A 26,958-nucleotide genomic window follows, 5' to 3' on the forward strand; every position below is an offset into this window, starting at 1 on the left:
CGACGCACTGCATCAGGTTCGTCCTGATGTCCGCGCTGTAGCCTGAACGCGATGGCGCAATACACGAAGCACCCGGTCGCCGCCCCGCCCACCGCTCCAGAGCGGGAGTCGACGGGGCACCTTCTGCTGCGCGGCTACATCGGCCTCGTGCTCTTCGCGACCTTCGCGCACTCGGCGATCTACAACCTCGTGGGCGAGATCGGCGCCTTCGTGACGCTCCTCGCGTTCCTGATCGCCACGCTCGCCATCGGCGTCCCGATGGTCGCACGTCGCCGTCCGGCCGCGTTCGCCTGGCGTCGCCTGCCGTGGGCCGCGATCGCCTACACCGTGCTGGCACTGCTCTCCATCGCGTGGTCGCAGTGGCGAGGAGCGACCGTCATCACGTGGGTTCTGCTCGCGACGGTCACCGTGAACGCCCTGTTCATCGTGCACGTGCTGTCCTGGCCCGAGATCGTGCGAGCGCTCGCCTCCGCATTCAAATGGATCCTCGGGCTGTCCCTCGCGCTCGAGCTGTGGGTCGCTCTCGTCGTGCGCGCTCCGATCCTGCCGAACTTCTTCGTCCGCCCCGAGGGCGAGACGGATGCGCACTGGTACTGGGTCAGGGGCAACCTGCTCGACGGCGGCCGCATCCAGGGAATCGTGGGCAACTCCAACGTGCTCGCCATCGTCTGCCTGTTCGCGATCCTCACCTTCGGCGTGCTCTTCGCCGCCCGCGCACGGTGGCGCACGACTCTGGCCCTGTGGACTCTGCTGGCGGGCTATTTCTTCCTCCGAGCCGGGTCCGCCACCGCATACGCGTGCGCGGCGGCCGCGGCCCTGGTTCTCGTCGTGGCGCTGCTGATGCGCCGCACGAAGACGCCGGGCGCGCGAACGAGGCTCTACGTGCTGTTCATCGGCGGCACCGCGATCGCCGGAGCCGCCGTCTGGCTGCTTCGGGAACCGCTCTTCGCCCTGCTGGGGCGCAGCGCAGACCTGACCGGCCGCTCCGACAAGATCTGGGACCAGGTCCTCGCGCGTGCGGCCGAGCACCCGATCTTCGGAAACGGCTTCTCGAGCCCCTGGGTCCCTTTCGACCCTGCCTTCGCCGGGTGGATCGAGGATCACGGCATCACCGTCTTCCATGCGCACAACATGTGGCTCGACGTGCTGATGCAGCTCGGCGTCGTCGGCGTCGTCCTCGTGGCGCTCGCCTACCTCAGTCTGCTCTGGCGTTCGTGGTTCTTCGCAGTCGACAGACCTCGCTGGGATCTGAAGTCCGACCGCAGCTTCTCGTCGATCACGTTGCTCCCGAGCCTCTTCACCGTCGTCCTGCTCGTGCAGGGGCTCACCGAGTCGACGCCCATCATGCTGTGGGGTTGGATGCTGCTGGTGCTGCTGACGTTCAAGATCAAAGTCGTGCCCCTGGTCGGCATGGGCGAGCGTGAGCGTGTGATCGAGCGCGGCGAGCGAAGCCGGCGGGTTCCGTGACGCCGCAGCGTCGTCTGGGCGACCTGCTCGGCTCGGCCGAGTTCGCTCGCGCGTACACGGTGGCGGTCCTCACCGCGGTCTTCTCGTCCTTCACGATCGAGGCCGCGGCCTCGCGTGTCACTCTCTCGACGGTCATCGCCGTGCTGTGCGTGCTCGGAGCCTGCATCCTGTGGGTACGGCGCGAAGAGCTCTCGCTGCTGCGCATCGCTCCGTCATCGCTCCTCGCCTTCCTCGCCTGGGCTGCCATCAGCATCGTGTGGACGCCCGACAAGTCGGCCACCGCCTTCGGGTGGATGGAGCTCTTCGGATTCGCGTTCCTCGCGGTCACCGTCGGTCACATCCGTGACACGCTCCAGACCGTCCGAGCTCTCGGAGACTCGCTGAGGTTCCTGCTGCTCGTGTCGCTCGGCCTGGAGATCCTCTCCGGAGTGCTGCTCGACACCCCCTTCATGTTCCTCGGGATCCAGGGCGACCTGGCCGTCGGAGGTCCGGTGCAGGGGATCTTCGGCAGCAGGAACATGCTCGGATTCGTCACGGTGATCGCGCTCATCACGTTCGTGATCGAGTGGCGGACCCAGTCGCTGACGGCTCGCATCGCGATCCCGTCGATCGCACTCGCGTCCCTGCTGGCGTTCTTCTCGTCCTCCCCCACCGTGCTGGTGCTCGCGGCAGCGGTCGGCGTCGTGGCCGTCGCTCTCGCGATCGTCCGTCATGCACCTGCGGAAAGACGCACCATCGTGCAATGGGTTCTCGGCTCTCTCGTCACCCTCGCCCTCGCCGCGGCCTTCGCGCTGCGCCACGTGATCATCGCGCTGCTCGACGCGGGCTCCGACTTCTCGATCCGGGCGACCCTGTGGAACACGATCCTGGACTTCGTCGCGCTCAAGCCGGTGGAGGGCTGGGGCTGGTTCGGGTCCTGGGCCCGCGGCGAGTTCCCCTTCACCTACATCAACTTCCTGCTGGACGACCGCCATCAGAGCGCGCTGAACGCCTATTTCGACGTCCTGCTGCAGTTGGGCGCGGCAGGGCTCGTGCTCTTCCTCCTGTTCGGCGGGATCGCCACCATCCGGTCATGGCTCGTCGCGAGCGTGCGACGCTCGGTCGTCTACGCCTGGACACCTCTCATGCTGGTCACTCTCGCGGTCGAGTCGATGTTCGAGAGCTTCACCCTGGTCGGCGCCGGGTGGTTCATGCTGGTCCTGTGCGCTCTGCGGGCCGGACAGACGAGGTCGTGGCGCGAGAGCATCGACGCCGCACACACCGGCGCGATCCCCACCCTGCGCCCCGAACGCTGACCTCTCCGCCGCGCCCTCGGCGGATTCCGAACTGCGCCGGGTAGGGTGGAGCTGCTCGCGGCGCCCTGCGGGCCCCCAGCCACCGGAGATTGCACCTCGTGACTCACGCCCCCTTCGACCCGGCGTCCGCGACGATCGTCATCGTCACGTACAACCGGTCTCACCTCCTGACCGGTCTCCTCGAGAGCATCACCGCGATGGACCCGAAGCCGGGCCACGTGGTGATCATCGACAACGCCTCGTCCGACGACACCACGGACGTCGTGGAGTCCTTCCGTCCGACGCTCGGCACGGAGGTCGTGTACCGCCGTCTCGAGACGAACACGGGTGGATCGGGGGGCTTCAGCGAAGGCATGCGCACCGCATACGAACTCGGCTCCGAGTGGATCTGGATGATGGACGACGACGTCGAGGTCGTGACCGACGGTCTGGCCAAGATGGGCAAATGGGCTCCGCGCTTCAAGAGCATCCAGGGCCGCCGGTACGACTACGACGGCAGCGAGTTCTATTGGCAGTACCGGATCGCCGAGCGCATGGGCATCCCGATTCCGTTCGCGCCGTCGGGTTTCGACGCGTCCGGCTTCAAGGAGATGAACAGCGGATGCTTCGAGGGCATGTTCATCCATCGCTCCATCGTCAGGCAGATCGGTCTGCCAGACCACCGCTTCTTCATCTACTGGGATGACCAGATGTACGGATGGCTCGCCTCACGCAAGACCACTGCGGTGATCGTCGACGAGTTCGTCCTGCGACGCACTCGCGAGATCAAGCAGTGGGACATGGGCATCCGCCACATGAACGCGTCGAGCAACGCCTACCGGTTCTACATCATGCGCAACCGTGCGTACATCAAGCACTACTACCGCGTGCACGGCAACTACAACCCGGTGCTGTTCGGACTCGGGACGTCGATGACGTTCGCGAAGGAGCTCATCCGTCTGCTGTTCGTCGAGCGCACGGTGCGAGGAACGAGCAACCTGTTCCGGGGGCTCAAGGAGGGCGGCAAGCTCAGCCGCGATCGCTCCTGGACGCCCATGCCCGCTCTGGAGGACTGACACCATGACCGACGACACACAGCCGGACCTCCGCTGGGCCCCGCTGGAGCCGAAGCCGAGCAATCGCGGTCGGGTCTGGCTCATCGTCGGACTCGTCGTCGCCGCACTCGTCGTGGTCGGCGTGCTGCTGTTCTTCCTCCTTCCGCGCGGAGAGTCCCCGGCTCCCGGCGCCAGCGGGTCACCGTCCCCGTCGGCATCCCCGTCGGCATCGGCGTCGGCATCGCCCTCGTCATCGCCCACTCCGACCCAGACCGAGCTTCCCCAGCCGACGGCGGCACCGGAGCCGACGACGCCGATCACGACCCCGCCGCCCGCCACGGACCCCTCGGTCGATGCCTTCCGCGGGCAGGTGCAGGGGTGGCTCGACGACGCTCTGACAGGGCTTCAGATCGTGAGCGAGACCAGCGGCCAGGATGCGACCGCTGTGATCGCGAACCTTCAAGCCGACGCCCAGCGACTCGGAGAGACCGCTCCCCCTGCGTCCATCGAGTCCGCCTGGAGTGCCGCCGTGAACGACTACAACCAGAAGCTCAGCGATCTGCGAGCGGACGCTGACTCGGGGACGGCGGTCGACGACGCACGCTCTGCGGTGAACCGGCTCCGCGACATCATCGGGCTCTGACTCCCCGGCCGAGCCCCACGCTGTGCGGGCTCAGTCGGCGCTGGACTCGAGCCGGCGGAGACGCTCCTCGTAATGGGCGGCGAGTTCGAGCCGGATTCGCGCGCGCTCGTGTTCGGCCTGGGCCCGGCTGAGTGCGCCGTCGGCATCCAGGTCTCCCGCCTCGAGCCGCACACGAAGCCATTCGAAGCGCTGCTCCACAGCCGCGAGCTGAGGCGCGATGCGGTCGAACTCGGATCTGATGTACGAGAAGTCGGCCTGGGTGCCGGCGAGACGTGCCTCGTAGTCGCGCTGTGCGGCTTCGAACTGCTCGAGGGCACGCCCTATCCTGGCGTCCACTCTCGCATCCACGCGGCGTTCGACGACGGCGTCCAGTCTGCGACGGAGTCGGTTGAGCATTCAGTCCTCAATCATTCGGGTGATTGTCGATGGTCGGTGAAGTTCAGCGGTGATAGCTGATGCGGCCTGAGTCGATCCATCGCCGCACCAGCTCCGATTCCAGGTCGATCCGGTGCTCTGCCCCCACTGCGGACGGGTCGCCGTAGGCGTGGTTCCAGGAGGTCTGATCCGGGGAATCGACGAAGGAGAATCCGGCGGCATCGACCTGAGCATCTGGGAACAGTCGGGTCGCGATCCACAACATCACGGTTCCGGTCGTCGCCCACTGGCCGCCGCTGCGCGGATCAGAACCCATCGCCTCGCCGAGAGGCAGCACCACCTCGCGGTTCGGCATCGTGACGATCCCGAGATCTGCGGGCCAGAAGGCGGGGAGCTTGGGATTCTCCCAGAGCAGACGCCCCGGTTCGATCATCAGATAAAGGCGCTCGGAGTAGCCGTCGAAGAACCACGGCGTCGGTCGCACCCCGCGGTTGAAGACGACGACATCGGCGCGGCGTCCCACCGACGACGGACCGTCGAGATCGTCCACGCGAAAACCGTTGACTCGGAACACGACGTCCGCCGAGTCGATCATCTCGGCCCGTCGGTCTGACGGCTCGAGCGGCTGGTTGCCGACGACCGCGATCCGGCGCACCGTGTCGGATCGCCCGTAAGCGCTGACGAGCGGACGCAGTCGGTCGTAGAACTCGGCCTCCCCGGCCGTCGCCCTGTCATCACCGACAAGATCCGTGGCATGCCCCATGAGACCTCAGCTTAGGGCACGTCGACGCCGACTCCGGTGGCACGGCGGTGAGTCCGTCACAGGACGCGTCTAGAGTTGTCGGCGTGACTTCTTCGCAGACCATCCAGCTCTCCACCGCGAGCATCGGCGCCGGTTCGCCGGTGTTCACCATTGCGGAGATGTCGGGAAACCACAATGGCGACATCGATCGCGCGCTGGCCATCGTCGACGCCGTCGCGGCCACGGGTGCCGATGCTCTGAAGATCCAGACCTACACGGCCGACACCCTCACGATCGATTCCGACAAACCCGCCTTCCAGGTCGCGAGCGACCACGGTCTCTGGGGCGGCCGCAACCTGTACTCCCTGTATCAGGAAGCCCACACGCCGTGGGAGTGGCACGCGCCGATCTTCGAGCGCGCACGGAGCCACGGACTCATCCCCTTCTCCACCCCGTTCGACCCGAGCTCGGTCGCCTTCCTCGAGGGGCTGGGCGTGGAGATGTACAAGACGGCATCCGCCGAGATCGTCGACCTGCCGCTGCTCCGCGAAGTCGCCCGCACCGGCAAGCCGATGATCGTGTCCACGGGCATGGCGACGCTGTCCGAGATCGATGCGGCCGTCACCGCCATCCGTGACGCGGGCGGCACCGAGCTGGTGCTCCTGGCCTGCACGGCCGCCTACCCCGCGGTTCCCGAAGAAGCGCGACTGGGCAACATCGAGGCGCTGCGCAACGCATTCGACGTCCCGGTGGGGCTCTCGGACCACACCCTCGGCATCGGTGTCGCAGTCGCGTCTGCCGCCCTCGGTGCAGTCGTGATCGAGAAGCACGTCACGCTCGACCGCACGGATGGCGGCGTCGACGCGGATTTCTCTCTCACGCCCGACGAGTTCCACGCCTTGGTCGTCGCCTCCGAACAGGCACGCATCGCGTCGGCGAGCGGTGTGTCGTTCGGACCGACCGCCCAAGAGGAGGCGGTTCTCGCCCTGCGACGCTCTCTGTTCGTCATCGCCGATGTGCGGGCCGGCGACAGCGTGACCCCTGAGAACGTGCGGTCGATCCGACCGGCCGGAGGGCTCCGCCCCGATGATTTCGTCCTTGTGAGCGGTCGCACGTTCACGCGAGACGTCGAACGCGGCACGCCGCTGACCTGGGATGTGCTCTAGCTCACACCAGTCGCCATCTCGCCAGGGTGAGGAAGCCGTCTTCACCCGCGGGCAGATGCGGAAGATAGCCGGCACGCTCGAACAGCCGACGAGACGCGGTGTTGTCGCGGTGCACCGCGGCGACCATGCGAATCGGGGGCTCTGCCGTGAGCGTGCTCTCCGCCGCGCGAACCGCTGAGGCGGCGACACCGCGTCCACGACTCTCCGGAGCGACGGTGATCGAGATCTCCCAGTCGTCCGCCGACCTCCTGTCCCACCGGCAGGTGGCGACCGGCATCCCGTCTGATTCGATCATGAGGAGTCGACGGTCGGGATCCTGCAGGCTCCTCGCGAGCCAGTCGCGGTGCGATCCCCAGTCGACCTCGCCGCGGGAGCGCGAGTTGACGCGGACAGTCGGATCGTTGCGCCACTCGAAGAGCTTCTGCCCGTCGTCGAGGGTCGCAGGCCGAGCGATCACCGCGGGCGCAGCTGCGATGTGAGGCCGCGTGCGCAGAAGCTGCTCCCACGATGCGACGATCCGCCAGCTTCCGAGCCCGTCGACGATCCGTTTCAGAGCGGCAGCGGTCTCGGCGAGCGATTCCGGCGATCGCAGCAGATCGGCGAGCAGGCCGATCCGCTCGTCGAGGCTCTGATGGGGCGGCTCTCCCAGACCGATGGCGAGCCCGCGCTCGACGACCTGACGGTAGCCGGTCCGCTGATTGTCCGCCACGCAGACGAGTGCCATCGGAAGCCCCATGCACGCGAAGTCCCAGACGGACGTGCCGGCCGCGGTCACCGCGAGATCGTGGCTCCTGGCGAGCGCGGGGAGGTCGTCGACGAAGCCCAGGACCTCGACGGAGTGGCGCGAACTCCTGGCCGCTGAGCGCACGTCGTCGCTGCGACGGGGGTCGATCACGGTGATCTGCAACCTGACGGGCAGACGATCGAACGCGGCGACCACGCGAGCTGTCACACCGTGGGGATCCGTGCCGCCCATCACGATCAGCACCCTGGGCACGGCCGAGAGCGGCGTCCGGGCTTCGCGCTGCGCGAGCACCTGCGCACGCACGACCGCGGCGTCGATGCCCGCCAGATGGCTGAGGCTTCGCTGAGGACTCGCGAAGGTGCGCTCGGATGCCAGGTTGGCATCGATCGCGAGATCGGCATCACGCACGCCGAACGGACCGTCCTGCATGTTGCTGATCAGAGGCCCGACGGACGAGAGATCGGGAATCTCTCGGTAGCTGTCCAGATGGATCACGTCGACGCCACGCGCCAGTTCGGCGAAGTCGCCGAGGCTCGCCGCGGCCCCCTGAGTCGTGACCAGCTCCAGCTCCGGTTCCATCCGGCGCAGGACGTCTGCACCGGCCCCGTCGACCTCGCCGAACACCGACGCCGACCACCCACGGTCGCGCGCGATGCGGGCGACCGTGAGAGTGCGCATGAGGTGTCCCATGCCTGACTCGACTCCGGCGTTGCAGTGCAGGAGCACACGTCGCCCGCTCATCGCACGTCCCTCTCCTCCGGGGCGCGCCTGCGCCCACCCGATAGGATAGGCCGGGCATGGAACAACCCGAGCATCCATGCGATCACGACAACGCTGAGGAGACAGAGTGTCGGTTCTCGAGGGCGCGAGCATCCTCATCACTGGCGGCACAGGGTCATTCGGCAAGGCGTTCATACGCCACGCCCTGACCCACCTCAACCCCCGGCGGCTGGTCATCTTCTCGCGGGACGAGCTCAAGCAGTACGAGGTGCGACAGCAGTTCGGCGACGACCCTCGGCTGCGATGGTTCATCGGCGACATCCGCGATGAGCGCCGTCTCGCTCGCGCCCTGCACGGCGTCGACTACGTGGTGCATGCCGCTGCGCTGAAGCAGGTGGACACCGCGGAGTACAACCCTTTCGAGTTCGTCAAGACGAACATCCTGGGCAGCCAGAACGTGATCGAGGCGTCGATCGATGCCGGCGTCAAGCGTGTCGTGGCGCTCTCGACCGACAAGGCCTCGAGCCCGATCAACCTCTACGGTGCGACCAAGCTCACCGCCGACAAGCTCTTCATCACCGGCAACCACTACGCCGCCGCGTACGACACGCGGTTCGCCGTCGTGCGCTACGGCAACGTCATGGGATCCCGAGGGTCGGTCATCCCGTTCTTCTCCCGGCTGGGCGCCGAAGGCAAGCCGCTCCCGATCACCGATCTGCGGTGCACCCGGTTCTTCATCACGCTCCCCCAGGCCGTCGAGATGGTGGTCGACACGTTCGAGCTCATGCAGGGAGGCGAGCTCCTCGTCCCCCGCATCCCGTCGATGAAGGTCACCGACCTCGCGCACGCCGTCGTGCCGGGAGCCGAGCTCGTCGACGTGGGGCTGCGCCCCGGCGAGAAGCTCCATGAGGAGATGATCAGCCCGGAGGAGGGCCGCCGCGCGGTGACGGTCAACGACGGCAAGTACTTCATCATCCAGCCGGACCTCGCCTCGTGGGGCTATCAGATGCCCGCAGGCGCAGTGCCGGTGCCCGAAGGCTTCGCCTATCGTTCGGACAGCAACGACCGATGGTATTCGCAGCAGGAGATCGCGGAGATCATCGAGGCGGGGATCTGACGATGCTGCCGTACGGGCGTCAGTCGATCTCGGAGGACGACATCCAGGCCGTCGTCGAGGTGCTCCGCGGCGACTGGCTCACGACGGGCCCAGCGGTGGCCGCCTTCGAGGCGCGGCTCGGCGAGGTCGCCGGCGGGCACCGGGCAGTCACCGCGACGTCGGGAACCGCAGCGCTCCACATGGCGTACGGTGCCGCAGGCGTCACCCGGGGCGACACCGTCGTCTCGACGCCCATGACCTTCATCGCCACGACGGCCATGGCATCGGTCCTCGGTGCGAACATCGTCTTCGCCGATGTCGAAGAAGACACGGCGCTGATCGACCCGGATGCGGTCGACGCGCTCGTGGACGAGCGGACCAAGGTGATCGCCGCCGTCGACTACGCGGGCCACCCTGCGGACTACGACAGGCTCTCCGCCGCTGCCGCACGGGTCGACGCGCTCGTCCTCGACGACGCCGCACATTCGATAGGCAGCACATACAAGGGTCGACCCGTGGGCGACCTGGCGGACCTGACCACGTTCTCGTTCTTCCCCACGAAGAATCTGACGACGGGCGAGGGCGGCGCCCTCGTCGCCAAGGATCCGCTGATCGCACAGCGCGCCCACGAGTTCCACTTCATCGGGCTCGTGCGCGACCCCGACCGATTCGCGATGACGACCGAGGGCGCCTGGCATCAGGAGGTCCACGAGTTCGGCTTCAACTACCGCCTGGACGACATCGCCTGCGCGCTCGGCCTCTCTCAGCTGGCGCGGCTCGACACGTTCCGGCGGCGACGCGCCGAGATCACTCGTCGCTACGACGCGGCGCTCTCGAGCATCGACGGGGTGCGCACGCCGATCCAGCGCGACCATGTCGAGCTGATCCGACATCTCTATCCCGTGCGCATCCTCGACCAGCGCCGCCGAGAGGTCTTCGACCGGATGCGTGCAGACGGCATCGGGGTGCAGGTCAACTACATGCCCGTCTACTGGCATCCCGTCTATGCGGATGCCGGCTACCGCCGCGGAATGTGCCCCAATGCTGAAGCCTTCTATGCCGAGGAGCTTTCGCTCCCCATCCACCCGGAGCTCACCGACGATCAGGTCGACCAGGTCGTCGAGTCGCTCGTCAGGGCTCTCCGTTGACGCGCATCGGCATCATCACCCAGGCGCGGATGACCAGCAGCCGCCTCCCGGGCAAGGTGCTGATTCCCGCCGGCGGCCGGTCGATGCTCGATCACCATATCGACAGACTCGTCGCCGCCGATCTCCCGGTGATCCTCGCCACCACGACGAACGCCGCTGACGACGCTCTCGCGGCGCTCGGGCACGCGCGAGGGGTCGAGGTCTTCCGCGGCAGCGAGGTCGACGTGCTGAGTCGGTTCGCCGGGGCGGCGACGTCCGCGGGGCTCGATGTCGTCGTGAGAGTGACCTCGGACTGCCCTCTGATAGACCCCGCGCTCATCGCTGAAGGCGTTCGCCGATTCGTCGATCTCGATGATCCTCACGCCCACGTCTCCAACGTCCTCGAGCGTACCTACCCGCGCGGGTTCGACTTCGAGGTCTTCTCTGCGTCCGCCCTCGCCGACGCCGACAGGAACGCCATCGAGCCGGCCGAGCGCGAACACGTCACCCCCTACCTCTACGCGGGACGTTCGCCGCGTTCGAGCATCCACTCGATCACCCGGCAGATCGACGCCTCGCGCTACCGGGTGACCCTGGACACCCCGGAGGACCTGTCCGTCATCCGGGCGCTCATCGAGGCGCACGGCGCTGCATCGCTGGACGTCTCCGAGATCGTGGCCGTCCTGGAGGCACACCCCGAGCTCGCCGCAGTCAACGCGCACGTGGAGCAGAAGAAGCTCGGAGAATGACCGTGAGGGCGACCGCCCGCCTGCGTCAGCCGCGGTTGTAGTCGGCGTTGTACCGGTCGAGGACGTCTGTGATCGGCCCGTCCAGGGCGAGCGTGCCCTTGTCGAGATACAGACCCCGGGTGCAGAAGCGACGGAGGTCCCGCTCGTTGTGGCTGACGAAGAAGAGCGTGCGTCCCTCGGCGAGGAGCTCGTCGATGCGCTTGTAGCACTTGTCTTTGAACGCCTTGTCTCCGACGGCGAGAACCTCGTCGACGAGCAGGATCGGCTCGTCGAGCTGGGACACGACCGAGAACGCCAGGCGCACCTTCATGCCGTTGGACAGGTGCTTGTAGGGAGTGTCCTCGAATCCCGCCAGCTCGGCGAAGGCGATCATGTCGTCGTAGCGCAGCGCGACCGCGTCGCGCGGCATTCCGTGCAGACCCGCCATCAAGGCGACGTTCTCCCGCACGGTCAGATCTCCCACGAACCCGCCCGTGATCTCGATCAGCGGGGCGACTCCACCGTGCACCTTCACCGCCCCCTCGTCGGGGAGCAGCACGTTCGCGACGAGACGGAGCAGCGTGGACTTGCCCTGGCCGTTGCGTCCGACGACGCCGATCGACTCCCCCTGCTGCACCGTGAACGAGACGTCACGCAGCGCCCAGAACTCACCCGAGCGCGACCGCCGCGCCGCAGGGGCGAACAGGTCTTTGAAGTTCTGACGCCCACGGCGGTTGCGGCGGAACCGAACGCCCAGCCCGTTGGCCTCGATCGCGACGGTCATCCCAGCTCCTTCAGCACGGTGCGCTCGAGGGACCGGAAGGTCCATACGCCGAGCGCCAGAATGACGAGGGTCATGCCCACGCTGACGAGCAGCGTGAAGAGATTCCACTGGTCGGGGAAGAACGGCATCCGATAGAGCATGAAGATCCCGGCCAGCGGGTTGAACGCACCGAGGGTCTGGAAGATTCCGGGAAGATCTGTCACGTTGTAGATGATCGGGGTCGCATAGAACATGGCGCGCAGAATCAGCGCGGTCGTGCGCTCCAGGTCGACGAAGAGGACGCAGAGCGGGGCGACCAGAAGCCCCAGGCCCACGAGCAGGACGGTCTGCAGGAAGATCGCGACCGGAACCCAGAGGATTCCCCATCCGACCTGGACCGTGTGGGCCGGATCCTGCTCCACCAGCAGGTTGATGATCACGAACGCGGCGAGCACCGGCAGAGAGAAGAGGAACTCGACGCCCTTGCTCAACACGATGCGGTTCACCCAGATCGAGCGAGGGATCGCGGTCGATCGCACCAGCCTCGCGTCCTTCTTGAACGCGCGAGTGAAGTCGGTGACCGACGTGTTGAACCATACCCAGGGCAGCAGGGCGCTGATGAGGAACACGATGTACGGGTCTTCACCGACATCGCGGTTGAAGATCTGTGTGAAGACGAACCAGTAGATCACGCTCATCACGAGCGGATCGAGCACCGACCAGAGGTAGCCGAGCAGGCTCGTCGAGTACCGCACCTTGAGGTCCCTGGCCGACAGCAGCCACAGGGAATGCAGATAGCGCCGGGGCGTTCCGGGCGCCCCGGCAGCAGTATGACTCACAGTGCCGAGTCTACGAGAGCGAGTTGTTCCACAGCGACAGTGCCGAGCCGATGGCCATGTGCATGTCGAGGTACTGATACGTGCCGAGGCGTCCGCCGAAGTGCACGTCCTTCTCGCCCTTCGCGAGCTCACGGTACGCGAGCAGCCCGTCACGGTCGGTCGGCGTGTTCACGGGGTAGTACGGCTCGTCCTCGCGGTTCGCGAAACGGGAGAACTCGCGCATGATGACGGTCTTGTCGGATTCGTAGACGTCCTTGCGCTCCGGGTGGAAGTGCTTGAACTCGTGGATGCGCGTGTAGGGCACGTCCATGTCGGGGTAGTTCATCACACTGGTCCCCTGGAAGTCGCCGATGTTCAGCACCTCCTGCTCGAAGTCGAGCGTGCGCCAGCTGAGGGCGCCGGCCGTGTAGTCGAAGTAGCGGTCCACCGGGCCCGTGTAGACGACGGGCAGCTGTCCGACCGTCGCCTTCTTGTTCAGCGGCTGATTCTCGTCGAAGTAGTCGACGTTCAGCTTCACCTCGATGTTGGGGTGATCCGCCATCCGCTCGATCCACGCGGTGTAGCCGTCCGTCGGCAGCCCCTCCCACGTGTCGTTGAAGTAGCGGTTGTCATAGGTGTAGCGCACGGGGAGACGGCTGATGATGTCGCCGGAGAGCTTCTGCGGGTCGGTCTGCCACTGCTTGGCGGTGTAGTCCCGGAAGAACGCCTCGAACAGCGGACGCCCGACGAGGGCGATGCCCTTCTCCTCGAAGTTGGCCGCCGTCTTGACGTCGAACTCCCCGGCCTGCTCGCGCACGAGGGCACGCGCCTGGTCGGGCGTGTAGGCCGACTGGAAGAACTGGTTGATGGTGCCGAGGTTGACCGGCATCGGGAAGACCGTTCCCTTGTGCGTCGTGTAGACCCGGTGCACGTAGTTCGTGAAGCTCGTGAACCGGTTGACGTACTCCCACACCGTGGCGTTCGACGTGTGGAACAGGTGGGCGCCGTAGCGGTGGACCTCGATGCCCGTCTCCGGCTCCGCCTCACTGTAGGCGTTGCCGCCGATGTGGTGGCGACGGTCGATGACCGTGACCTTGCGGCCGGCGTTGGCGGCACGTTCTGCGATGGTGAGGCCGAAGAAGCCCGACCCGACGACAAGAAGATCCATGTTGCTGCTTTCTGCCCACAAGGCTCACATCCGCACGGCGTCGCGCACGGCACACAGCAGACAACTCTACCGGCAGCGGACTCGGCGCAACCTGTCAGCGCGACTCGGCACCGCGGGGCTCCCCGACCTCGAGCATCTCCCGCAGCATCGGAGCGAGAGTGCGCCCGTACGAGTCGGAGATGTGATTGTCGTCGATGTACACGGCGATGTTGCCGATGGATCCTCGACACACGCCCTCGGGGCAGAGCCAGGGCCGGAAGTCCACAGCGGTGACCCCCTCGGCCACCGCGAGATCGTCGAGATCCTCCCCGACGGCGAACCCGGGCTCGGGAACGTCGCACGATGCTGCATCAGCGCCGGGAGCGATCTCCGACTCCTCCAGCGCGCACTGGTACATGTCGAAGTCGAAGCGCGGATTGTCGCGCACGGCGATCACCTGCATCCCGTGCGCGGTGAGCTCGTCGGCGATCTCTCGGATTCCCTCCACGAGCACCTCGGGAGCCGCGGGATCAGCCCGAGTCACGACGAGGTACACGGCATCGGGCTGCACCCTCGTCGCGTACTCGATCGCAGCGGCGCGCCACTCCTCGCACTGAGATACGGCATCGGACCGGATCGGTGCACCGATGCCGATCGCGCATCCCCCCTTCAACAGGGCGACGATGCCCCACCCCTGCTCGTCGGCGACGACCGTGAGCGGCGACATGAGCTGCTGTGCGTGCGAGTCCCCCATCACGAGCACCCGCCATGCATCCGAGGCCCCCGCGTTGGCGTTCTGAACGCAGCTGCCCTGCAGCGCCGGCGTCAGGGGCTCGAGCTCGCCCGCGCAGCTGCCCTTCAGATCCACCCACTCCTCATCGAGAGCCGTCGCCAGCGGGATCAGCGGAAGATCTTGGGCAGAGAGGTCGATCGGCGCATCGATCTGCGCAGCCCCCGGGTATCCGCCGGTGTCGTCGGTCACGAGGGCGGCCTCACGCTGCTCGATCGTGAGCTGCCACACGGTGAGCGGTGCGGCGACGACGAGGACGGACGCGGCGAGGACCAGCGCACCGAGCCGATGCGACCGATCGAGGACGGCGGAGTCTCGAACCGGCCTCTCGACCAGCATCGACACGAGTCTCGCGAGCACGAAGGACACGAGGACGATTCCGACGCCGGCGAGCCATCCCGGCTCGCTACGGCCGCTCAGCATCATCCACGTCACGAGCACGGGCCAGTGCACGAGATAGAGCGCATACGCGTCGCGTGAGACGTAGCGCAACGACGCTGACTCGAGGATCATCGCAGGGCCGCCTCGCGGGCGGTCGCGCCCGGCGACGATGACGAGCGCCGTGCAGATCACCGGCCACAGAGCGAGATACCCGGGGAATCCGCCCTGCACGTCGAGCACGATTCCGCACATCACGATGCCGACGATGCCGATCCATCCGAGGATCGCCCCGATCGACGGACGGACGCGGACGTAGGGAAGAGCGATCGCGACGAGTGAGCCCGCCGCGAACTCCCACAGTCGCGTCCGCGTGTCGAAATAGGCGAACGACTGGGCCCGCATCGTCTCGACGACCGAGAACCCGAGTGAGGCGAGGAAGATGGTGCCGAACACCAACGCCAAGGCGGGGACGATCATGCGCCGTCGGCTGCGGAGCACCACCCACACCGCCGCGATGATCAGCGGCCAGAGGATGAAGACCTGCCCTTGGACCGAGAGCGACCAGAAGTGCTGGAACGGACTGGGCGTGACGGACTCGCGCGCGTAGTAGTCGACCTCCGACAGTGCCAGCGCCCAGTTCTCGACGTAGAAGAGGCTCGACCAGGCTTCACGCCAGACGCGCGGCCACTCGGTCTGCGGATACGCCGCGAGCGCGACGCCGAGCACACCGACGATCGTCACGGCGGCCGCGGGCAGCAGCCGTCGGAAGCGGCGCAGCCAGAACGATCCGAGTGCGAGCGGATGCTGGGTCTCGACCCGCCGCACGAACGACGCGGTGAGGAAGAACGCCGACACCATCAGGAAGACGTCGACTCCGCCCGAGACGCGGCCCAGCCACACGTGGTATGCCACGACGAGCAGGATCGCGAGCGCACGGAGACCGTCGATGTCCGCGCGGTGCGTCGCAGTGCGCACGGAGTCAGCCTCGGGAGGCCGAAGCCGTATCGGTCGCGTCGGGTTCATGAAAAGTGGGCGCATCGGCGGTGGTGTCGCCGCAGTCGTCTCGGGTCGACCGTCTGCCGCTTTCAGCCTATCCGCTCTCCGTCAGCAACCGCTCGGCCGCTGCGTCGACCTCGGGTCCGAGCAGCCTGACGTACTCGAGGTTGAGGTGATCCGCGTCGTAGTAGACGGGGATACCGCCCACCACGGCATAGCACGAGGTCGCGTCGCAGAAGCGATCCGTCAGATCCAGCACGCTGATCGACGCCGATCCGGCTGCTGCACCGGCGGCGACGATCGGGTCGGCGGGGTGCGCCACAGCGCGTGGTCGCGCGCACGACTGCGGCTCGTCGGCGTTGAGGAGAACGCAGTCAGGGCTTCTGACCTCGCCGTTGAACGGCGGATCCGCGATCGCGAGCACCTTGATGCCCGCGTCGTTCCAGCGCGCCCAGTACGCAGACAGCCCTTGCGACATCTGATCGATCTGCGGCCTGTCGCTCCCGTCATCCACCAGCTGAAGCCGCGATGCCATCGCGGTGATGACGAGGTCGGGGTCGTCTTCGATGATGGTCTCGACCAGATCGCGGGACCACTCGCGACACCTCTCGACATCGGCGGCACCCCACTCGCTGCGGAATCCGGTGAACTCGACGTCGGCCACCGGGCATCCCCCGTAGTAGCTCGTGTAGACGATCCAGCCGTTCTTCTCGGCGATGTCGAACACGGCTCCCTGCCACTGCTGTGCGTGCGAGTCTCCGACCAGCCAGACCCGGGTCGGATCCTGCACGCCACGCGAGAAGTCGCACTCGCGTGTGGTCTTCAGATCTCCGTAGGTGAGGATCGGCAGGAAGTCGCCGCACTCCGCAGGGGTGTAGAAGTACTCGTTCTTCTCCGTCATCACCGAATAGTCCGCAGCCCCGAACGGGTCGGCGCACTCGGCCCCCGGTGCGAGCGCCGACGGCCCTTCGCAGTTCGATGCGATGACATCGTCGGGCGGGCGGTCGCCCTCGACCCGCCCGTTGTACGACGCGAGCACGCCGGCCACGAGAGCCGCGATGATGATCATCCCGGTGACCATGAGCCCGAACGCCCGGCGGGAGGAACCACGCCAGTATCCCCATGTCTGGCCCGCGTCCTCGACGAACCGCTTCGTCAGCGCCGCCAGGACGAGTGCGGTCGCCAGCACCGCGAGCTTCGAGAGCGTGGTCGCCTCACCCCCGATCACGAACGGCGCGACGACGATGAGCGGCCAATGCCACAGATACAGAGAGTACGAGATCCCGCCGACCCACTGCACGGGACGCAGGGCCGTCACCTTCGCATGCCACAGAGATGCGAACCCACCTCCGGCGAGGATCACCGCCGCCGTGCCGAGCACAGGCACCAGCGCGGTGTACCCGGGAAACGCAGTCGTGTGATCGTAGACGAGAGCGGCGAAGACGATGAGGGCGAACCCGAGCAGACTGACGATCTCAGCGGCCGCACGTCCGAGCGGTATCCGGCTTCCGAAAATCGCGATCGCCCCGCCGACGGCGAACTCCCACCCACGCGTGAATGTCGCGAAATACGCCTGGGGTGGTGCGACGGTCGTGTAGACCACGCTGGCGGCGAAGGAGAGCAGTCCCACCCCGGCCACGACCGCGATCAGGGCGTTGGCGGTCCTCGCCCTCGTTCCTCGTCTCGAGGCCGGGGCCGCGTTCCACCGCGACACGGCGAGCGCTGCCAACAGCAGCAGCGGCCAGACGATGTAGAACTGCTCCTCGACCGACAGCGACCAGTAGTGCTGCACGACGCTCGCCGCATCGTTGAGCGCCGAGTAGTTGACCGACATCGATGCGAGGAACCAGTTCTCGACATACCCCGCGCTCGCCGCGATCTCCCACGCACCCCGCTCCCAGCGAGGGTACGGAAGGAACAGCACGAGGAGCACGAGCGACACCGCGAGGACGAGCAGCGCCGCCGGAAGCAGGCGTCGGATCCGTCGAGCGTAGAAGGCGCCGAGTCGCACTCCCCCGGTCCGCGTCATCTCGCCGACGAGATGCCCCGTGATGAGGAAACCGGAGATCACGAAGAAGACATCGACACCGACATAGCCGCCGGGCATGCGGGAAGGCCAGAGGTGGTTGAGCACGACCAAGCCGATGGCCACGGCGCGAAGTGCCTGAATGTCGGTGCGGAAGACCCGCGCCTTCGGCGCGGCGAGCGGAGCATCCGCGGTCCGCGACAACGCGCTCACGGCGCGAGATACTCCCGAAGCAGATCGTCTCCCGAACGAGGAGTGAAGCCGATGCCCTGCACTCGCGTCAGGTCGAGCACGCTGTTCAGCGGGCGCGGCGCGACGGGCGACGTCGCCGTGGCGAAGTACTGAGCCGTCGACACACCCGTGACCCGTGCCGGATCATGGCCGACGAGCTCGAACACCCGGCGAGCGACGTCGGCCCAGGTGACGACCTCGCCCTCGGAGGTCAGGTTGTAGACCCCGAACGGCGGACGCTTCTCGACGAGCGTGCGGATGAGGCGAGCGATCTCGGTCGCGAACGTGAGTCGGCCGCGCTGGTCGTCGACGACCTTCGGGTCCACGCCCTTCGCGGCCAGCGAGGCCATGGTGCTGACGAAGTTGTTGCCGCTCCCGATCACCCAGGAGGTGCGGACGATGTAGTGACGCGGGGCCGTCGAGACGGCGAGATCGCCTGCGGCCTTGGACTGGCCGTAGACGCCGAGAGGACACACCCGGTCGTCCTCCGTGTACGCGCCGTCGGCCGCTCCGTCGAACACGTAATCGCTGGACACATGCACGAGCGTGATGCCGTGCTCTGCGGCGATGCGAGCCAGCGCCGCAGGTCCCGCGGCGTTGACCGCCCACGCATCGCGCCTGCCATCGGGCGTCTCCGCACGATCGACGGCCGTGTACGCGGCTGCGTTGATGATCGTGTCGTAGTCGCGCCACCGGCGGGCATCGGCCAGTGTCGTCGACCCGAGGTCGAAATCGGCGCGCGTCGTCCACTCGATGCTCGGCATCCCGTCGAACTCGGCGCGCAGCGCGGTTCCCAGCTGTCCGCCCGAGCCGATCACGAGAGTCTTCCGAGGAGCGACCGGCTCCACATCAGAGAGGCGCGGGTGCGCGAGGTCCTTCGCAGAGACCTCGGCCTCCGCAAGCGGGATGGGCCACTCGATCGCCGCGGTCTCGTCGGCGAGGTTCAGGAACGAATAGGACGCGTCCGGCGACCAGTGGTCGTTCACGAGGTACGTGTAGGCGGTGTCGGGCTCGAGCGTCTGATACGAGTTGCCGACACCTCGAGGCACGAAGATGGCCTTCGAAGGATCCAGCTCCGCCGTGAAGACCGCGCCGAACGTCGGGCCTTCGCGCAGGTCCACCCACGCGCCGAAGATGCGACCGGTCGCGATCGACACCCACTTGTCCCACGGCTCGGCGTGGATCCCGCGAGTCGTCCCGACGGCATCGTTGAAGGAGACGTTGTTCTGCACGGGGCCGAAGTCGGCCAGGCCGAGCGCGGTCATCTTCTCGCGCTGCCAGTTCTCCTTGAACCACCCGCGCGAATCGCCGTGCACCGGCAGATCGAAGATCTCCAGTCCGGGAATCGTCGTCTCGGTGCGAGCCAGGGACTTGCCGAAGTCGATCCCACTCATCGGGTCACTGTCCCTTCGATGCGTAGAAGGCCTCGGTCTGGTCCTTCGCAGGCGCCCACCACGACTCGTTGTCGCGGTACCAGGCGATGGTCGCCGCCAGCCCGGACTCGAAGTCGGCGAACTCCGGCTTCCAGCCCAGCTCCGTGCGCAGCTTCGTCGAGTCGATCGCGTACCGCAGGTCGTGACCGGCCCGGTCCGTGACGTGGTCGTACGCGTCTCGCGGCTGGCCCATCTCCTCGAGGATCAGCTCGACGACGTCCTTGTTGTTGCGTTCGCCGTCAGCACCGATCAGGTAGGTCTCGCCGATCCGGCCCTTCTCGAGGATGGTGAGCACGGCGGACGAGTGGTCATTGGCATGGATCCAGTCCCTGACGTTCTCACCCGCCCCGTAGAGCTTGGGACGGATGCCGCGGATCACATTGGTGATCTGGCGTGGGATGAACTTCTCGACATGCTGGTAGGGCCCGTAGTTGTTCGAGCAGTTCGAGATCGTCGCCTGAACGCCGAACGAGCGGACCCAGGCGCGGACGAGCAGATCGCTGCCGGCCTTGGTCGACGAGTACGGCGACGACGGGTTGTACGGAGTCTGCTCGGTGAACCGCTCGGGGTCATCGAGCTCGAGGTCGCCGTAGACCTCATCGGTCGAGATGTGGTGGAATCGCGTCTCGTGCTTCCGCGCGGCTTCGAGCAGCGTGTACGTGCCGATGATGTTGGTGTCCAGGAAGGGACGGGGGCTGTGCAGTGAGTTGTCGTTGTGGGACTCCGCCGCGTAGTGCACCACGGCGTCCGCCTCGGCGGTGAGCCCGTCGACGAGCTCGGCATCCGTGATGTCGCCGTGCACGAACCGCACCCGGTCTTCGGGAAGCCCCGCGAGCGAGGCCCTGTTGCCGGCGTAAGTCAGCGCATCGAGGACCGTCACCGTGTGGTCGGTGTGCTCGATGGCGTAGTGGACGAAGTTCGAGCCGATGAAGCCGGCCCCTCCGGTGACGAGGATGTTCGACATCAACGACCTCTTTCCAGGGTCTCGAGCAGGTATGTGCCGTAGCCCGACTTCACGAGCTTCGTGGCCCGCTCGCGCAGGTCATCGTCGGTGAGGAAGCCCTGACGCCAGGCGACCTCTTCAGGGACGCCGATGCGCAGACCTGTGCGGCGCTCCATCGTGCGCACGTAGTCTCCGGCATCCGCCATCTGGTCGAACGTCCCGGTGTCGAGCCATGCCGTACCCCGGGGAAGCACTTCGACCTGCAGTCCGCCCCGCTCGAGATAGGCACGGTTGATGTCGGTGATCTCGTACTCGCCGCGAGCGCTCGGCTCGAGTGTGCGAGCGATCTCGACCACGTCGTTGTCGTAGAAATAGAGCCCGGGCACGGCGTAGTTGCTCTTGGGGTGCTCCGGCTTCTCCTCGAGCGAGACGGCGCGACCGTCCGCATCGAACTCGACGACGCCGTAGGCACCGGGCTCCGCCACCCAGTAGGCGAACACGGCGCCGCCCTCGACGTCCGTGTAGCGCTTGAGCTGCGTGCCGAGGCCGGGTCCGTAGAGCAGATTGTCGCCGAGCACGAGAGCGACCTTGTCGTCGCCGATGAAGTCAGCGCCGATGACGAAGGCCTGCGCGAGACCGTCCGGCGACGGCTGCTGTGCGAACGTGAGGTTCACCCCGAACTGCGAACCGTCGCCGAGCAGCCGCTCGAACTGCTCCGCGTCGTGCGGCGTCGTGATGATCAGGATGTCCCGGATCCCCGCCAGCATCAGCGTCGACAGCGGGTAGTAGACCATCGGCTTGTCGTACACGGGTATCAACTGCTTGGAGATGCCGATCGTGATCGGGTGCAGTCGAGTGCCTGAGCCGCCAGCGAGAATAATGCCTTTCACCCCCATATCGTGCCACATCCCAGCTGGGACTCAGAAAGACACGATTTACTTGCGTAACACCGTTCACACTGGCATCATCTGTGCATTTCCGCCACAATGAGCAGGTGACCGGCTCAAAATCCCCCCACCTGCTCGGCCTTCTCGCCAGTGCAGCGGCTGTCGTCCTCGCCGCATCCCTGCTCGTGGCGACGCCGGCCAGTGCCGTCTCCCCCTCGACCTCCGGCGGCGTGACCACGGCCGCGACTGCGATCGCGTCGTCGACTGCGGCCGCGACCCCCGTCGACACATCGATCCGCAAGGCGGCGGACCTCTCGAAGTTCCGCCCCGGGAACATCATCTCGGACGAGGTCTTCTTCGACAGCTCGACGATGAACGTCGCGCAGATCAACTCGTTCCTCGAGGGCAAGGTGAAGGTCTGCCGCTCGAACTACGCGTGCCTGAAGAGCTACTCGCAGCACACTCCGAACAGGGCACCCGACGCCTACTGCAACGGGTACACGGCCGGGCTCAGCGAGTACGCGTCGACGATCATCTACAAGGTCGCGCAGTCCTGCGGCATCAACCCGCAGGTCCTCCTCTCGATGCTCGAGAAGGAGCAGAGCCTCGTCACCCACGTCTATCCCGACGCCGCGCGCTTCCGGATCGCCATGGGGCAGGGATGCCCTGACACCGCTGGGTGCGATCCTGCCTATGCCGGATTCTTCTACCAGGTGTACGGCGCCGCACGCCAGATGAAGATCTACGCCGAGGGACGCTGGTTCACGTACTATGCACCGGGCAAGACGTGGAACGTCCTGTACCACCCCAACGCCAGCTGCGGCCGCGCGCCGGTGTACATCGAGAACGTCGCGACCTCTGCGCTCTACTACTACACGCCGTACCAGCCCAACCGCGCCTCGCTCGCCGCGGGCTACGGCGAGGGCGACGCCTGCTCGAGCTACGGCAACCGCAACTTCTACCAGCTCTTCACCGACTGGTTCGGATCGACGCAGGTGCCGTCGGTCCGCCTCATCAAGGCGAGCAACGCCGATGAGATCTATCTCGTCGCTGACAAGAAGAAGATGCACGTCACCAACAGCACCGACCTTGCGGCGTACATGGCGGTCGTCGGCTGGTACGACACCGTGAGCCCGGCCGTCATCGCCGCCACCCCCAACGGCGGCACCGCCACGCGGTTCATCCGCGACGGCCGGAACGGCGGCATGTATCTCATCGAGACGAACGGCTCGAAGCACCACTTCACGTCTGCGGACATCGTCACGCGCTACGGCTTCAACATGTCCGCGTACACCTCGCTGCCTCCCGGTCTCGTCGACAGGTTCCGGACCGGGACGCCAGTGGGCGCCTACTTCAAGGCGGAGAACGACGACAGGTACTTCCGCTGGGAGAACGGCACCAGACGGCATGTGGTGAACCAGTTCGCCTGGGCACAGCTGAGTGCCGCCGACCGCGCGTATGTCGCGACCATCCCCACCGCCAGCGCGAACAGGATCCCGGTGGGTCTCGCGATCCTTCCGGCCGGCATGACGGTCCGCGAGAACGGCTCTCCCGACGTCTACGTCGCCGGTACCGGCGCGGAGATCATCCACCTGCCCACCTGGGGCCTGGCTCGTGACGCGGGCATCAAGGACGCAGGGGTCGTGCCCAGCGGAACCCTCGCGAAGAACAAGCCCGTCAATGCGAAGCTCTCGGCCTTCCTATCGTGCGGCGGTGCACAGTACGCCGTCGACGGCGGCGGTCTCACGCGCCTGCAGAAGGCGACGGCGGGAGCGACCGTGACCGCTCTCCCCGACTCCCTCTGCGCTCGCATCCCCAAGACCGGACGCACCATCGCCGAGGCGGTGTTCGTGAAGGCAGCCGGCGCCGACCCCGTCTACCTGATCCAGGGGAATCAGCTCCGACACGTGCGCAGCCAGCAGCGACTGGCCGAGGCGAACGGAAGCCGACCCCTGTACTTCCTCTCATGGACCGCGGAGACTCGCGGCGGATTCGGATCGGCTGCGCCGCTCCTCGCAGACGGCACATTCGTGACGCTCGGCACCGCCGAGACCTATTACGTCGAGAAGGGCGTCCTGCGCCACATCCAGTCCTCGGCCACCCTCATCCGTCTGGCGGCACCGCGCTGGCCGACGGTCGAAGCGCTGCCCGCCGCATATCGCGCCAGCTACCAGTTCGGGACGCCGATCCCTTGAGTCCCGCTCCAGGGTTCGCGGAGGGCGATGCCTCTAGAATGAGATCCATGGGCGCGGCTAGTGAACGACTGTTGATCATCGTGCCCGCGTGGAACGAGGCCAACAACGTCGGAGCGACGGTGGCGGAGATCAGGGCGACCCTTCCGGATGCCGACATCGTCGTCGTCGACGACGGATCGACGGACGACACGGGACTGGTCGCTCGGAACGCGGGAGCGGAAGTGCTCACCCTGCCCTACAACATGGGTGTGGGCGGAGCCATGCGCACCGGCTACGCGTACGCGCAGCGTCACGACTACGACGCCGCGATCCAGGTCGACGCCGACGGTCAGCACAATCCTGAAGACATCGCACGAATCCTCGGGGGTCTGAGCTCAGCCGACATCTCGATCGGCGCGCGCTTCGCTGAAGTCGGCACCTACCAGGCGAGCGGCCCGAGAAGATGGGCGATGCTGTTCCTCGCCGGAGCGATCTCTCGGATCGCGCGCACGAAGCTCACAGACGTCACCAGCGGGTTCAGGGCGGCCAACCGGCGAGCGATCGACCAGTACGTCACCTACTACCCCGCCGAGTACCTCGGCGACACCATCGACAGTCTGGTCGCTGCGCTTCACGCGAACCTCACAGTGACTCAGGTACCCGTCGCCATGCGTCCGCGCATGTCGGGCAACCCGAGCCAGGGTTTCATCGGCTCGGCCGTGTACCTCGCGCGATCGATCTTCGCGATGTCGCTCGCCGTGGTCCGCCGTCCGATGCGAGGTCGCGCATGATCTCCATCGGCGCCCTCGTTCTCGGCCTGCTCATCGTTGGAGCGGTCACCGCGATGCTGCTCAAGCGCCAGCTGCGCGAGAAGTACGCGGTGCTCTGGTTGGTGATCGGACTCGCGGTCCTCCTGCTCGGGATCTTCCCGGAGGCGCTCCAGTGGCTGACTCTCGCGCTCGGATTCCAGCTGCCGGCGAATCTGATCTTCACCCTCGCCATCACTCTGCTGCTCGCCGCCTCCCTGCATCTCTCCTATGAGCTGACCCGCAGCGAGGAGCGCCTCCGCCGCCTGGCGGAGGAGACGGCGATCGCCCGGCTCGCACAGAGCCGGCTGGAGGCGGATGTCGCCGAGCTCAAGGCCCTCGCGAGGAATCGTCAGATCACCGACGATGAGTGACCTCGCGCTCGTCTTCAGCACCTTCAATCCGACGCCCTCCCTCCTCGAGACGGTGCGCGGTCTCGCCGCTCAGCATCCGATCATCGTGGTCGACGACGGCGGCGGAGACCCGTACGACGTGTTCTCCCCGCTCCTCGGCCTGGGCGCTCGTGTGCTGCGCAGGCCGTCGAACGACGGGATCGCCGCAGCGCTGAACGCGGCCATCACGGTCGCATTCGAGGACGGCGCCCCCGCGGTCGTCACCTTCGACCAGGATTCGACGCCGTCGTCCGACACTCTTCGCGTGCTGCGCGCGACCTGGGAGCAGGCGTCCTCCGCCGAGCACCGGGTCTCGGGAGTGGTGCCCGCACAGTTCGCGGAGGTTCGGCAGACGCGATCGGACGACGCCCTGCCCGTGGCCCGCAGAGTCATCCAATCGGGCATGCTGATTCCGCGGGAGGCCTGGGACTCTGTCGGACCGTTCGATGAGGCGCTCTTCATCGACCTCGTCGACACCGACTACGAGCTGCGCTCGATGGCCCTCGGGTTCCGGATCATCGCCGCTCCCACCCGCATAGAGCACGAGCTGGGGCGACCGGCTCGCCTCCGGCCGTTCGCACCGCTCCCCCCGACGATCTCGACGATGGTGAGCACGCCCTTCCGGTACTACTACCGGATCCGCAACCGGCTCATCCTCACTCGTCGTCACCTGCGCACCGCCCCGCTGCGCGTGCTCGCCGATCTGGCGATCGACCTCGCCTACTTCGCGCTGATCGCGGCCTCCGCGAGACCGCGACGTCTCATGGTGGCCGTGCTGTTCCGCGGAGCCGCGGACGGTTTCCGTGGCCGTGGCGGACGCGCTCCCGCGAAGACGCAGGTGGCGGCGGCCCGCATCAGCTGGTCGGTTTCGCCGTAGGATCCGTGGCGGAGCGTCCGCCGATGAAGGCGCCGGCGATCCAGCTGGCGAGGTACTCGAGCACGAACCGGGCGCGCACGTAGCCACGCCTCCGCGCTCGGCGGAGTAGACGGACCGTCGGCCAGAACCGGCGGTCCACTCCGAAGGCGCTGACAGGAGTCGTCGGATCGCCGGTCCGCTCGACCACGGTCTCTGCGAGAAGCTGCCGCCAGCCGACGTATACCCGGAACAGCATCCTGAGCATGGCGGGGAGGCCGGAAGAGCCCTCGTAGCGCTCGGTGAAAGCACGCGCGTTGCGCCATGCCGTGGTCAGCGCGGAGAAACGTGTCGCAGCACTCATACGACTCGGGTCGCCGAAGACGTTGTTCGCGTGCTGCACGTAGTCCTGGACCACGACGTCGACGACGCGGGTGCCCCTGCGTGCACCTGCGAGTGCCGCGAGCCAGTGATCGTGCGCGGCCGCCCGCGTCGACATGCGCGGGAACGGCAGCGACGGCGCGATCAGATCGCCTCGGAGGACGCAGAGCGACCCGGTGAACTGGTTGTTGAGCAGCGTCATGATCGGTCCGAGATCGCGACGCTCGGTTCGTCCCGTCACGACCTCGTCGGGATAGGTGACCAGTCGGGCCTGGCCCGACACCAGATCGGCGTCCTCGAGGTGCGGCAGCAGCACTTCGAGCTTCTCCGGGTACCAGGAGTCGTCCTGGTCGCACAGCGCGACCCAGGCCGTGTCGGCCGAGACGGCACGCATCCCCCGCTCGAAGTTGAGGTAGAACCCGAGCCGCTCACCGTCCGCGAGCACGCGGAACCGATCATCGTCGGCGGCGACCTCGCCGAGAACCCTCCGCACCGTCGCATCATCGCCGTCTACGGAGATGATGCACTCCCACTCGGTCACGGTCTGGGACCGCAGGGAGCGGATCTGTCGAGCGAAGAGCTCGGGGTGGGGGTCGTATGCGGCGAGCACAATCGCTCCACGGCCAGGCGTATGCGCCATCGTTCCTCGCAAGAGCTCGTCGGGTCCCGACAAGTCTACGCGCATGCCCGAACGAGGACGGGCGGCTCGTGCTCCCAGGTGGCCACCCCCTCGAGGCCGTAGGATGATTTCATGTCCCGGGCTTTCCCTCACCCGTGCTCGATCGAGGCGACTGCCCGG

The 26,958-nt window shown here is 66.9% G+C and carries 24 protein-coding genes; 12 read left to right on the plus strand and 12 right to left on the minus strand.

Annotated elements, in window-relative coordinates:
* The first annotated feature begins 51 nt into the window (after positions 1-51).
* From QMA07_RS04205 to QMA07_RS04220, 4 genes are all read left to right on the plus strand, one after another.
* Positions 52-1,467 carry an O-antigen ligase family protein gene (locus tag QMA07_RS04205; RefSeq protein ID WP_290160203.1) on the plus strand — a complete coding sequence of 472 codons (1,416 nt, stop codon included), beginning with the start codon at positions 52-54 and terminating at the stop codon, positions 1,465-1,467.
* Entirely contained in the window at positions 1,464-2,762 is a 1,299-nt protein-coding gene (locus tag QMA07_RS04210) for an O-antigen ligase family protein (RefSeq protein WP_290160204.1), read from the plus strand. The genes QMA07_RS04205 and QMA07_RS04210 overlap by 4 nt, the downstream gene beginning before the upstream one ends.
* Positions 2,763-2,860: 98 nt before the next feature.
* Entirely contained in the window at positions 2,861-3,817 is a 957-nt protein-coding gene (locus QMA07_RS04215; protein ID WP_290160205.1) for a glycosyltransferase family 2 protein, read from the plus strand.
* A gap of 4 nt (positions 3,818-3,821) precedes the next feature.
* Positions 3,822-4,439, plus strand: coding sequence for a hypothetical protein (locus QMA07_RS04220; RefSeq protein WP_290160206.1), 618 nt, complete (start codon positions 3,822-3,824; stop codon positions 4,437-4,439).
* Positions 4,440-4,469: 30 nt separating this feature from the next.
* Here the strand turns inward: QMA07_RS04220 and QMA07_RS04225 are convergent, their stop codons facing one another.
* Positions 4,470-4,835, minus strand: a complete 366-nt coding sequence (locus QMA07_RS04225) for a hypothetical protein (RefSeq protein ID WP_290160207.1) — start codon at positions 4,833-4,835, stop codon at positions 4,470-4,472.
* A gap of 43 nt (positions 4,836-4,878) precedes the next feature.
* Positions 4,879-5,577, minus strand: a complete 699-nt coding sequence (locus QMA07_RS04230; RefSeq protein ID WP_290160208.1) for a hypothetical protein — start codon at positions 5,575-5,577, stop codon at positions 4,879-4,881.
* An 83-nt stretch (positions 5,578-5,660) separates the two neighbouring features.
* On the opposite strand from QMA07_RS04230, the gene pseI reads away from it, so the two are divergent.
* Entirely contained in the window at positions 5,661-6,722 is a 1,062-nt protein-coding gene (gene pseI, locus QMA07_RS04235; protein ID WP_290160209.1) for a pseudaminic acid synthase, read from the plus strand.
* 1 nt (position 6,723) lies between these two features.
* Here the strand turns inward: pseI and QMA07_RS04240 are convergent, their stop codons facing one another.
* Positions 6,724-8,208, minus strand: coding sequence for a bifunctional UDP-2,4-diacetamido-2,4,6-trideoxy-beta-L-altropyranose hydrolase/GNAT family N-acetyltransferase (locus QMA07_RS04240; protein WP_290160210.1), 1,485 nt, complete (start codon positions 8,206-8,208; stop codon positions 6,724-6,726).
* A 106-nt stretch (positions 8,209-8,314) separates the two neighbouring features.
* Here QMA07_RS04240 and pseB point away from each other — a divergent pair, with 106 nt between their 5' ends.
* The 3 genes from pseB to QMA07_RS04255 are packed head-to-tail and all read left to right on the plus strand — an operon-like array spanning position 8,315 to position 11,159.
* Positions 8,315-9,304, plus strand: a complete 990-nt coding sequence (pseB, locus tag QMA07_RS04245) for a UDP-N-acetylglucosamine 4,6-dehydratase (inverting) (protein WP_290160211.1) — start codon at positions 8,315-8,317, stop codon at positions 9,302-9,304.
* Positions 9,305-9,306: 2 nt separating this feature from the next.
* The gene (locus QMA07_RS04250) at positions 9,307-10,431 is read left to right on the plus strand and encodes a DegT/DnrJ/EryC1/StrS family aminotransferase (RefSeq protein WP_290160212.1); all 1,125 of its coding nucleotides are present in this window, start codon (positions 9,307-9,309) and stop codon (positions 10,429-10,431) included.
* Positions 10,428-11,159 (plus strand): glycosyltransferase family protein, encoded by a 732-nt coding sequence (locus tag QMA07_RS04255; protein ID WP_290160213.1) that lies wholly within the window; start codon positions 10,428-10,430, stop codon positions 11,157-11,159. Before QMA07_RS04250 ends, QMA07_RS04255 begins: the two co-directional genes overlap by 4 nt.
* A 25-nt stretch (positions 11,160-11,184) precedes the next feature.
* Here the strand turns inward: QMA07_RS04255 and QMA07_RS04260 are convergent, their stop codons facing one another.
* The 8 genes from QMA07_RS04260 to rfbA form a co-directional block, all read right to left on the minus strand.
* The gene (locus QMA07_RS04260) at positions 11,185-11,922 is read right to left on the minus strand and encodes an ABC transporter ATP-binding protein (protein ID WP_290160214.1); all 738 of its coding nucleotides are present in this window, start codon (positions 11,920-11,922) and stop codon (positions 11,185-11,187) included.
* Positions 11,919-12,740 (minus strand): ABC transporter permease, encoded by an 822-nt coding sequence (locus QMA07_RS04265; RefSeq protein ID WP_290160215.1) that lies wholly within the window; start codon positions 12,738-12,740, stop codon positions 11,919-11,921. The genes QMA07_RS04260 and QMA07_RS04265 overlap by 4 nt, the downstream gene beginning before the upstream one ends.
* Before the next feature lie 10 nt (positions 12,741-12,750).
* Positions 12,751-13,887 carry a UDP-galactopyranose mutase gene (glf, locus tag QMA07_RS04270; protein ID WP_290160216.1) on the minus strand — a complete coding sequence of 379 codons (1,137 nt, stop codon included), beginning with the start codon at positions 13,885-13,887 and terminating at the stop codon, positions 12,751-12,753.
* Between the two features lie 94 nt (positions 13,888-13,981).
* Complete coding sequence (locus QMA07_RS04275) at positions 13,982-16,012, minus strand: acyltransferase family protein (protein WP_290160217.1); 2,031 nt, start codon at positions 16,010-16,012, stop codon at positions 13,982-13,984.
* 115 nt (positions 16,013-16,127) lie between these two features.
* A complete protein-coding gene (locus tag QMA07_RS04280; RefSeq protein ID WP_290160218.1) occupies positions 16,128-18,272 on the minus strand; it encodes an acyltransferase family protein in 2,145 nt (714 codons plus the stop codon).
* Positions 18,269-19,684, minus strand: a complete 1,416-nt coding sequence (locus QMA07_RS04285) for a bifunctional dTDP-4-dehydrorhamnose 3,5-epimerase family protein/NAD(P)-dependent oxidoreductase (RefSeq protein WP_290160219.1) — start codon at positions 19,682-19,684, stop codon at positions 18,269-18,271. Before QMA07_RS04285 ends, QMA07_RS04280 begins: the two co-directional genes overlap by 4 nt.
* A 4-nt stretch (positions 19,685-19,688) precedes the next feature.
* Positions 19,689-20,687 carry a dTDP-glucose 4,6-dehydratase gene (rfbB, locus tag QMA07_RS04290; RefSeq protein ID WP_290160220.1) on the minus strand — a complete coding sequence of 333 codons (999 nt, stop codon included), beginning with the start codon at positions 20,685-20,687 and terminating at the stop codon, positions 19,689-19,691.
* The gene (rfbA, locus tag QMA07_RS04295; protein WP_290160221.1) at positions 20,687-21,556 is read right to left on the minus strand and encodes a glucose-1-phosphate thymidylyltransferase RfbA; all 870 of its coding nucleotides are present in this window, start codon (positions 21,554-21,556) and stop codon (positions 20,687-20,689) included. Before rfbA ends, rfbB begins: the two co-directional genes overlap by 1 nt.
* A gap of 104 nt (positions 21,557-21,660) precedes the next feature.
* On the opposite strand from rfbA, the gene QMA07_RS04300 reads away from it, so the two are divergent.
* The 4 genes from QMA07_RS04300 to QMA07_RS04315 are packed head-to-tail and all read left to right on the plus strand — an operon-like array spanning position 21,661 to position 25,802.
* On the plus strand, positions 21,661-23,748 hold the full coding sequence (locus QMA07_RS04300; RefSeq protein WP_290160222.1) for a hypothetical protein: 2,088 nt from the start codon (positions 21,661-21,663) through the stop codon (positions 23,746-23,748).
* A gap of 47 nt (positions 23,749-23,795) precedes the next feature.
* Complete coding sequence (locus QMA07_RS04305; RefSeq protein WP_290160223.1) at positions 23,796-24,518, plus strand: glycosyltransferase family 2 protein; 723 nt, start codon at positions 23,796-23,798, stop codon at positions 24,516-24,518.
* Positions 24,515-24,907: a DUF2304 domain-containing protein gene (locus QMA07_RS04310; RefSeq protein WP_290160224.1), complete on the plus strand. Its 393-nt coding sequence runs from the start codon at positions 24,515-24,517 to the stop codon at positions 24,905-24,907. The genes QMA07_RS04305 and QMA07_RS04310 overlap by 4 nt, the downstream gene beginning before the upstream one ends.
* Positions 24,900-25,802 carry a glycosyltransferase gene (locus QMA07_RS04315; RefSeq protein WP_290160225.1) on the plus strand — a complete coding sequence of 301 codons (903 nt, stop codon included), beginning with the start codon at positions 24,900-24,902 and terminating at the stop codon, positions 25,800-25,802. The genes QMA07_RS04310 and QMA07_RS04315 overlap by 8 nt, the downstream gene beginning before the upstream one ends.
* Here the strand turns inward: QMA07_RS04315 and QMA07_RS04320 are convergent.
* A complete protein-coding gene (locus tag QMA07_RS04320; RefSeq protein ID WP_290160226.1) occupies positions 25,780-26,799 on the minus strand; it encodes a glycosyltransferase in 1,020 nt (339 codons plus the stop codon). The genes QMA07_RS04315 and QMA07_RS04320 overlap by 23 nt on opposite strands.
* Positions 26,800-26,958 lie beyond the last annotated feature (159 nt).

This window comes from Microbacterium sp. APC 3901, from assembly GCF_030407765.1.
Taxonomy (GTDB): domain Bacteria; phylum Actinomycetota; class Actinomycetes; order Actinomycetales; family Microbacteriaceae; genus Microbacterium.

Coding starts and splice junctions, on each gene's coding strand:
- QMA07_RS04205 (WP_290160203.1), top strand. CDS start 52: ATGGCGCAATACACGAAGCACCCGGTCGCCGCCCCGCCCACCGCTCCA.
- QMA07_RS04220 (WP_290160206.1), top strand. CDS start 3,822: ATGACCGACGACACACAGCCGGACCTCCGCTGGGCCCCGCTGGAGCCG.
- QMA07_RS04225 (WP_290160207.1), bottom strand. CDS start 4,835: ATGCTCAACCGACTCCGTCGCAGACTGGACGCCGTCGTCGAACGCCGC.
- QMA07_RS04230 (WP_290160208.1), bottom strand. CDS start 5,577: ATGGGGCATGCCACGGATCTTGTCGGTGATGACAGGGCGACGGCCGGG.
- QMA07_RS04240 (WP_290160210.1), bottom strand. CDS start 8,208: ATGAGCGGGCGACGTGTGCTCCTGCACTGCAACGCCGGAGTCGAGTCA.
- QMA07_RS04250 (WP_290160212.1), top strand. CDS start 9,307: ATGCTGCCGTACGGGCGTCAGTCGATCTCGGAGGACGACATCCAGGCC.
- QMA07_RS04260 (WP_290160214.1), bottom strand. CDS start 11,922: ATGACCGTCGCGATCGAGGCCAACGGGCTGGGCGTTCGGTTCCGCCGC.
- glf (WP_290160216.1), bottom strand. CDS start 13,887: ATGGATCTTCTTGTCGTCGGGTCGGGCTTCTTCGGCCTCACCATCGCA.
- QMA07_RS04285 (WP_290160219.1), bottom strand. CDS start 19,684: ATGAGTGGGATCGACTTCGGCAAGTCCCTGGCTCGCACCGAGACGACG.
- rfbB (WP_290160220.1), bottom strand. CDS start 20,687: ATGTCGAACATCCTCGTCACCGGAGGGGCCGGCTTCATCGGCTCGAAC.
- QMA07_RS04305 (WP_290160223.1), top strand. CDS start 23,796: ATGGGCGCGGCTAGTGAACGACTGTTGATCATCGTGCCCGCGTGGAAC.
- QMA07_RS04310 (WP_290160224.1), top strand. CDS start 24,515: ATGATCTCCATCGGCGCCCTCGTTCTCGGCCTGCTCATCGTTGGAGCG.
- QMA07_RS04315 (WP_290160225.1), top strand. CDS start 24,900: ATGAGTGACCTCGCGCTCGTCTTCAGCACCTTCAATCCGACGCCCTCC.
- QMA07_RS04320 (WP_290160226.1), bottom strand. CDS start 26,799: ATGGCGCATACGCCTGGCCGTGGAGCGATTGTGCTCGCCGCATACGAC.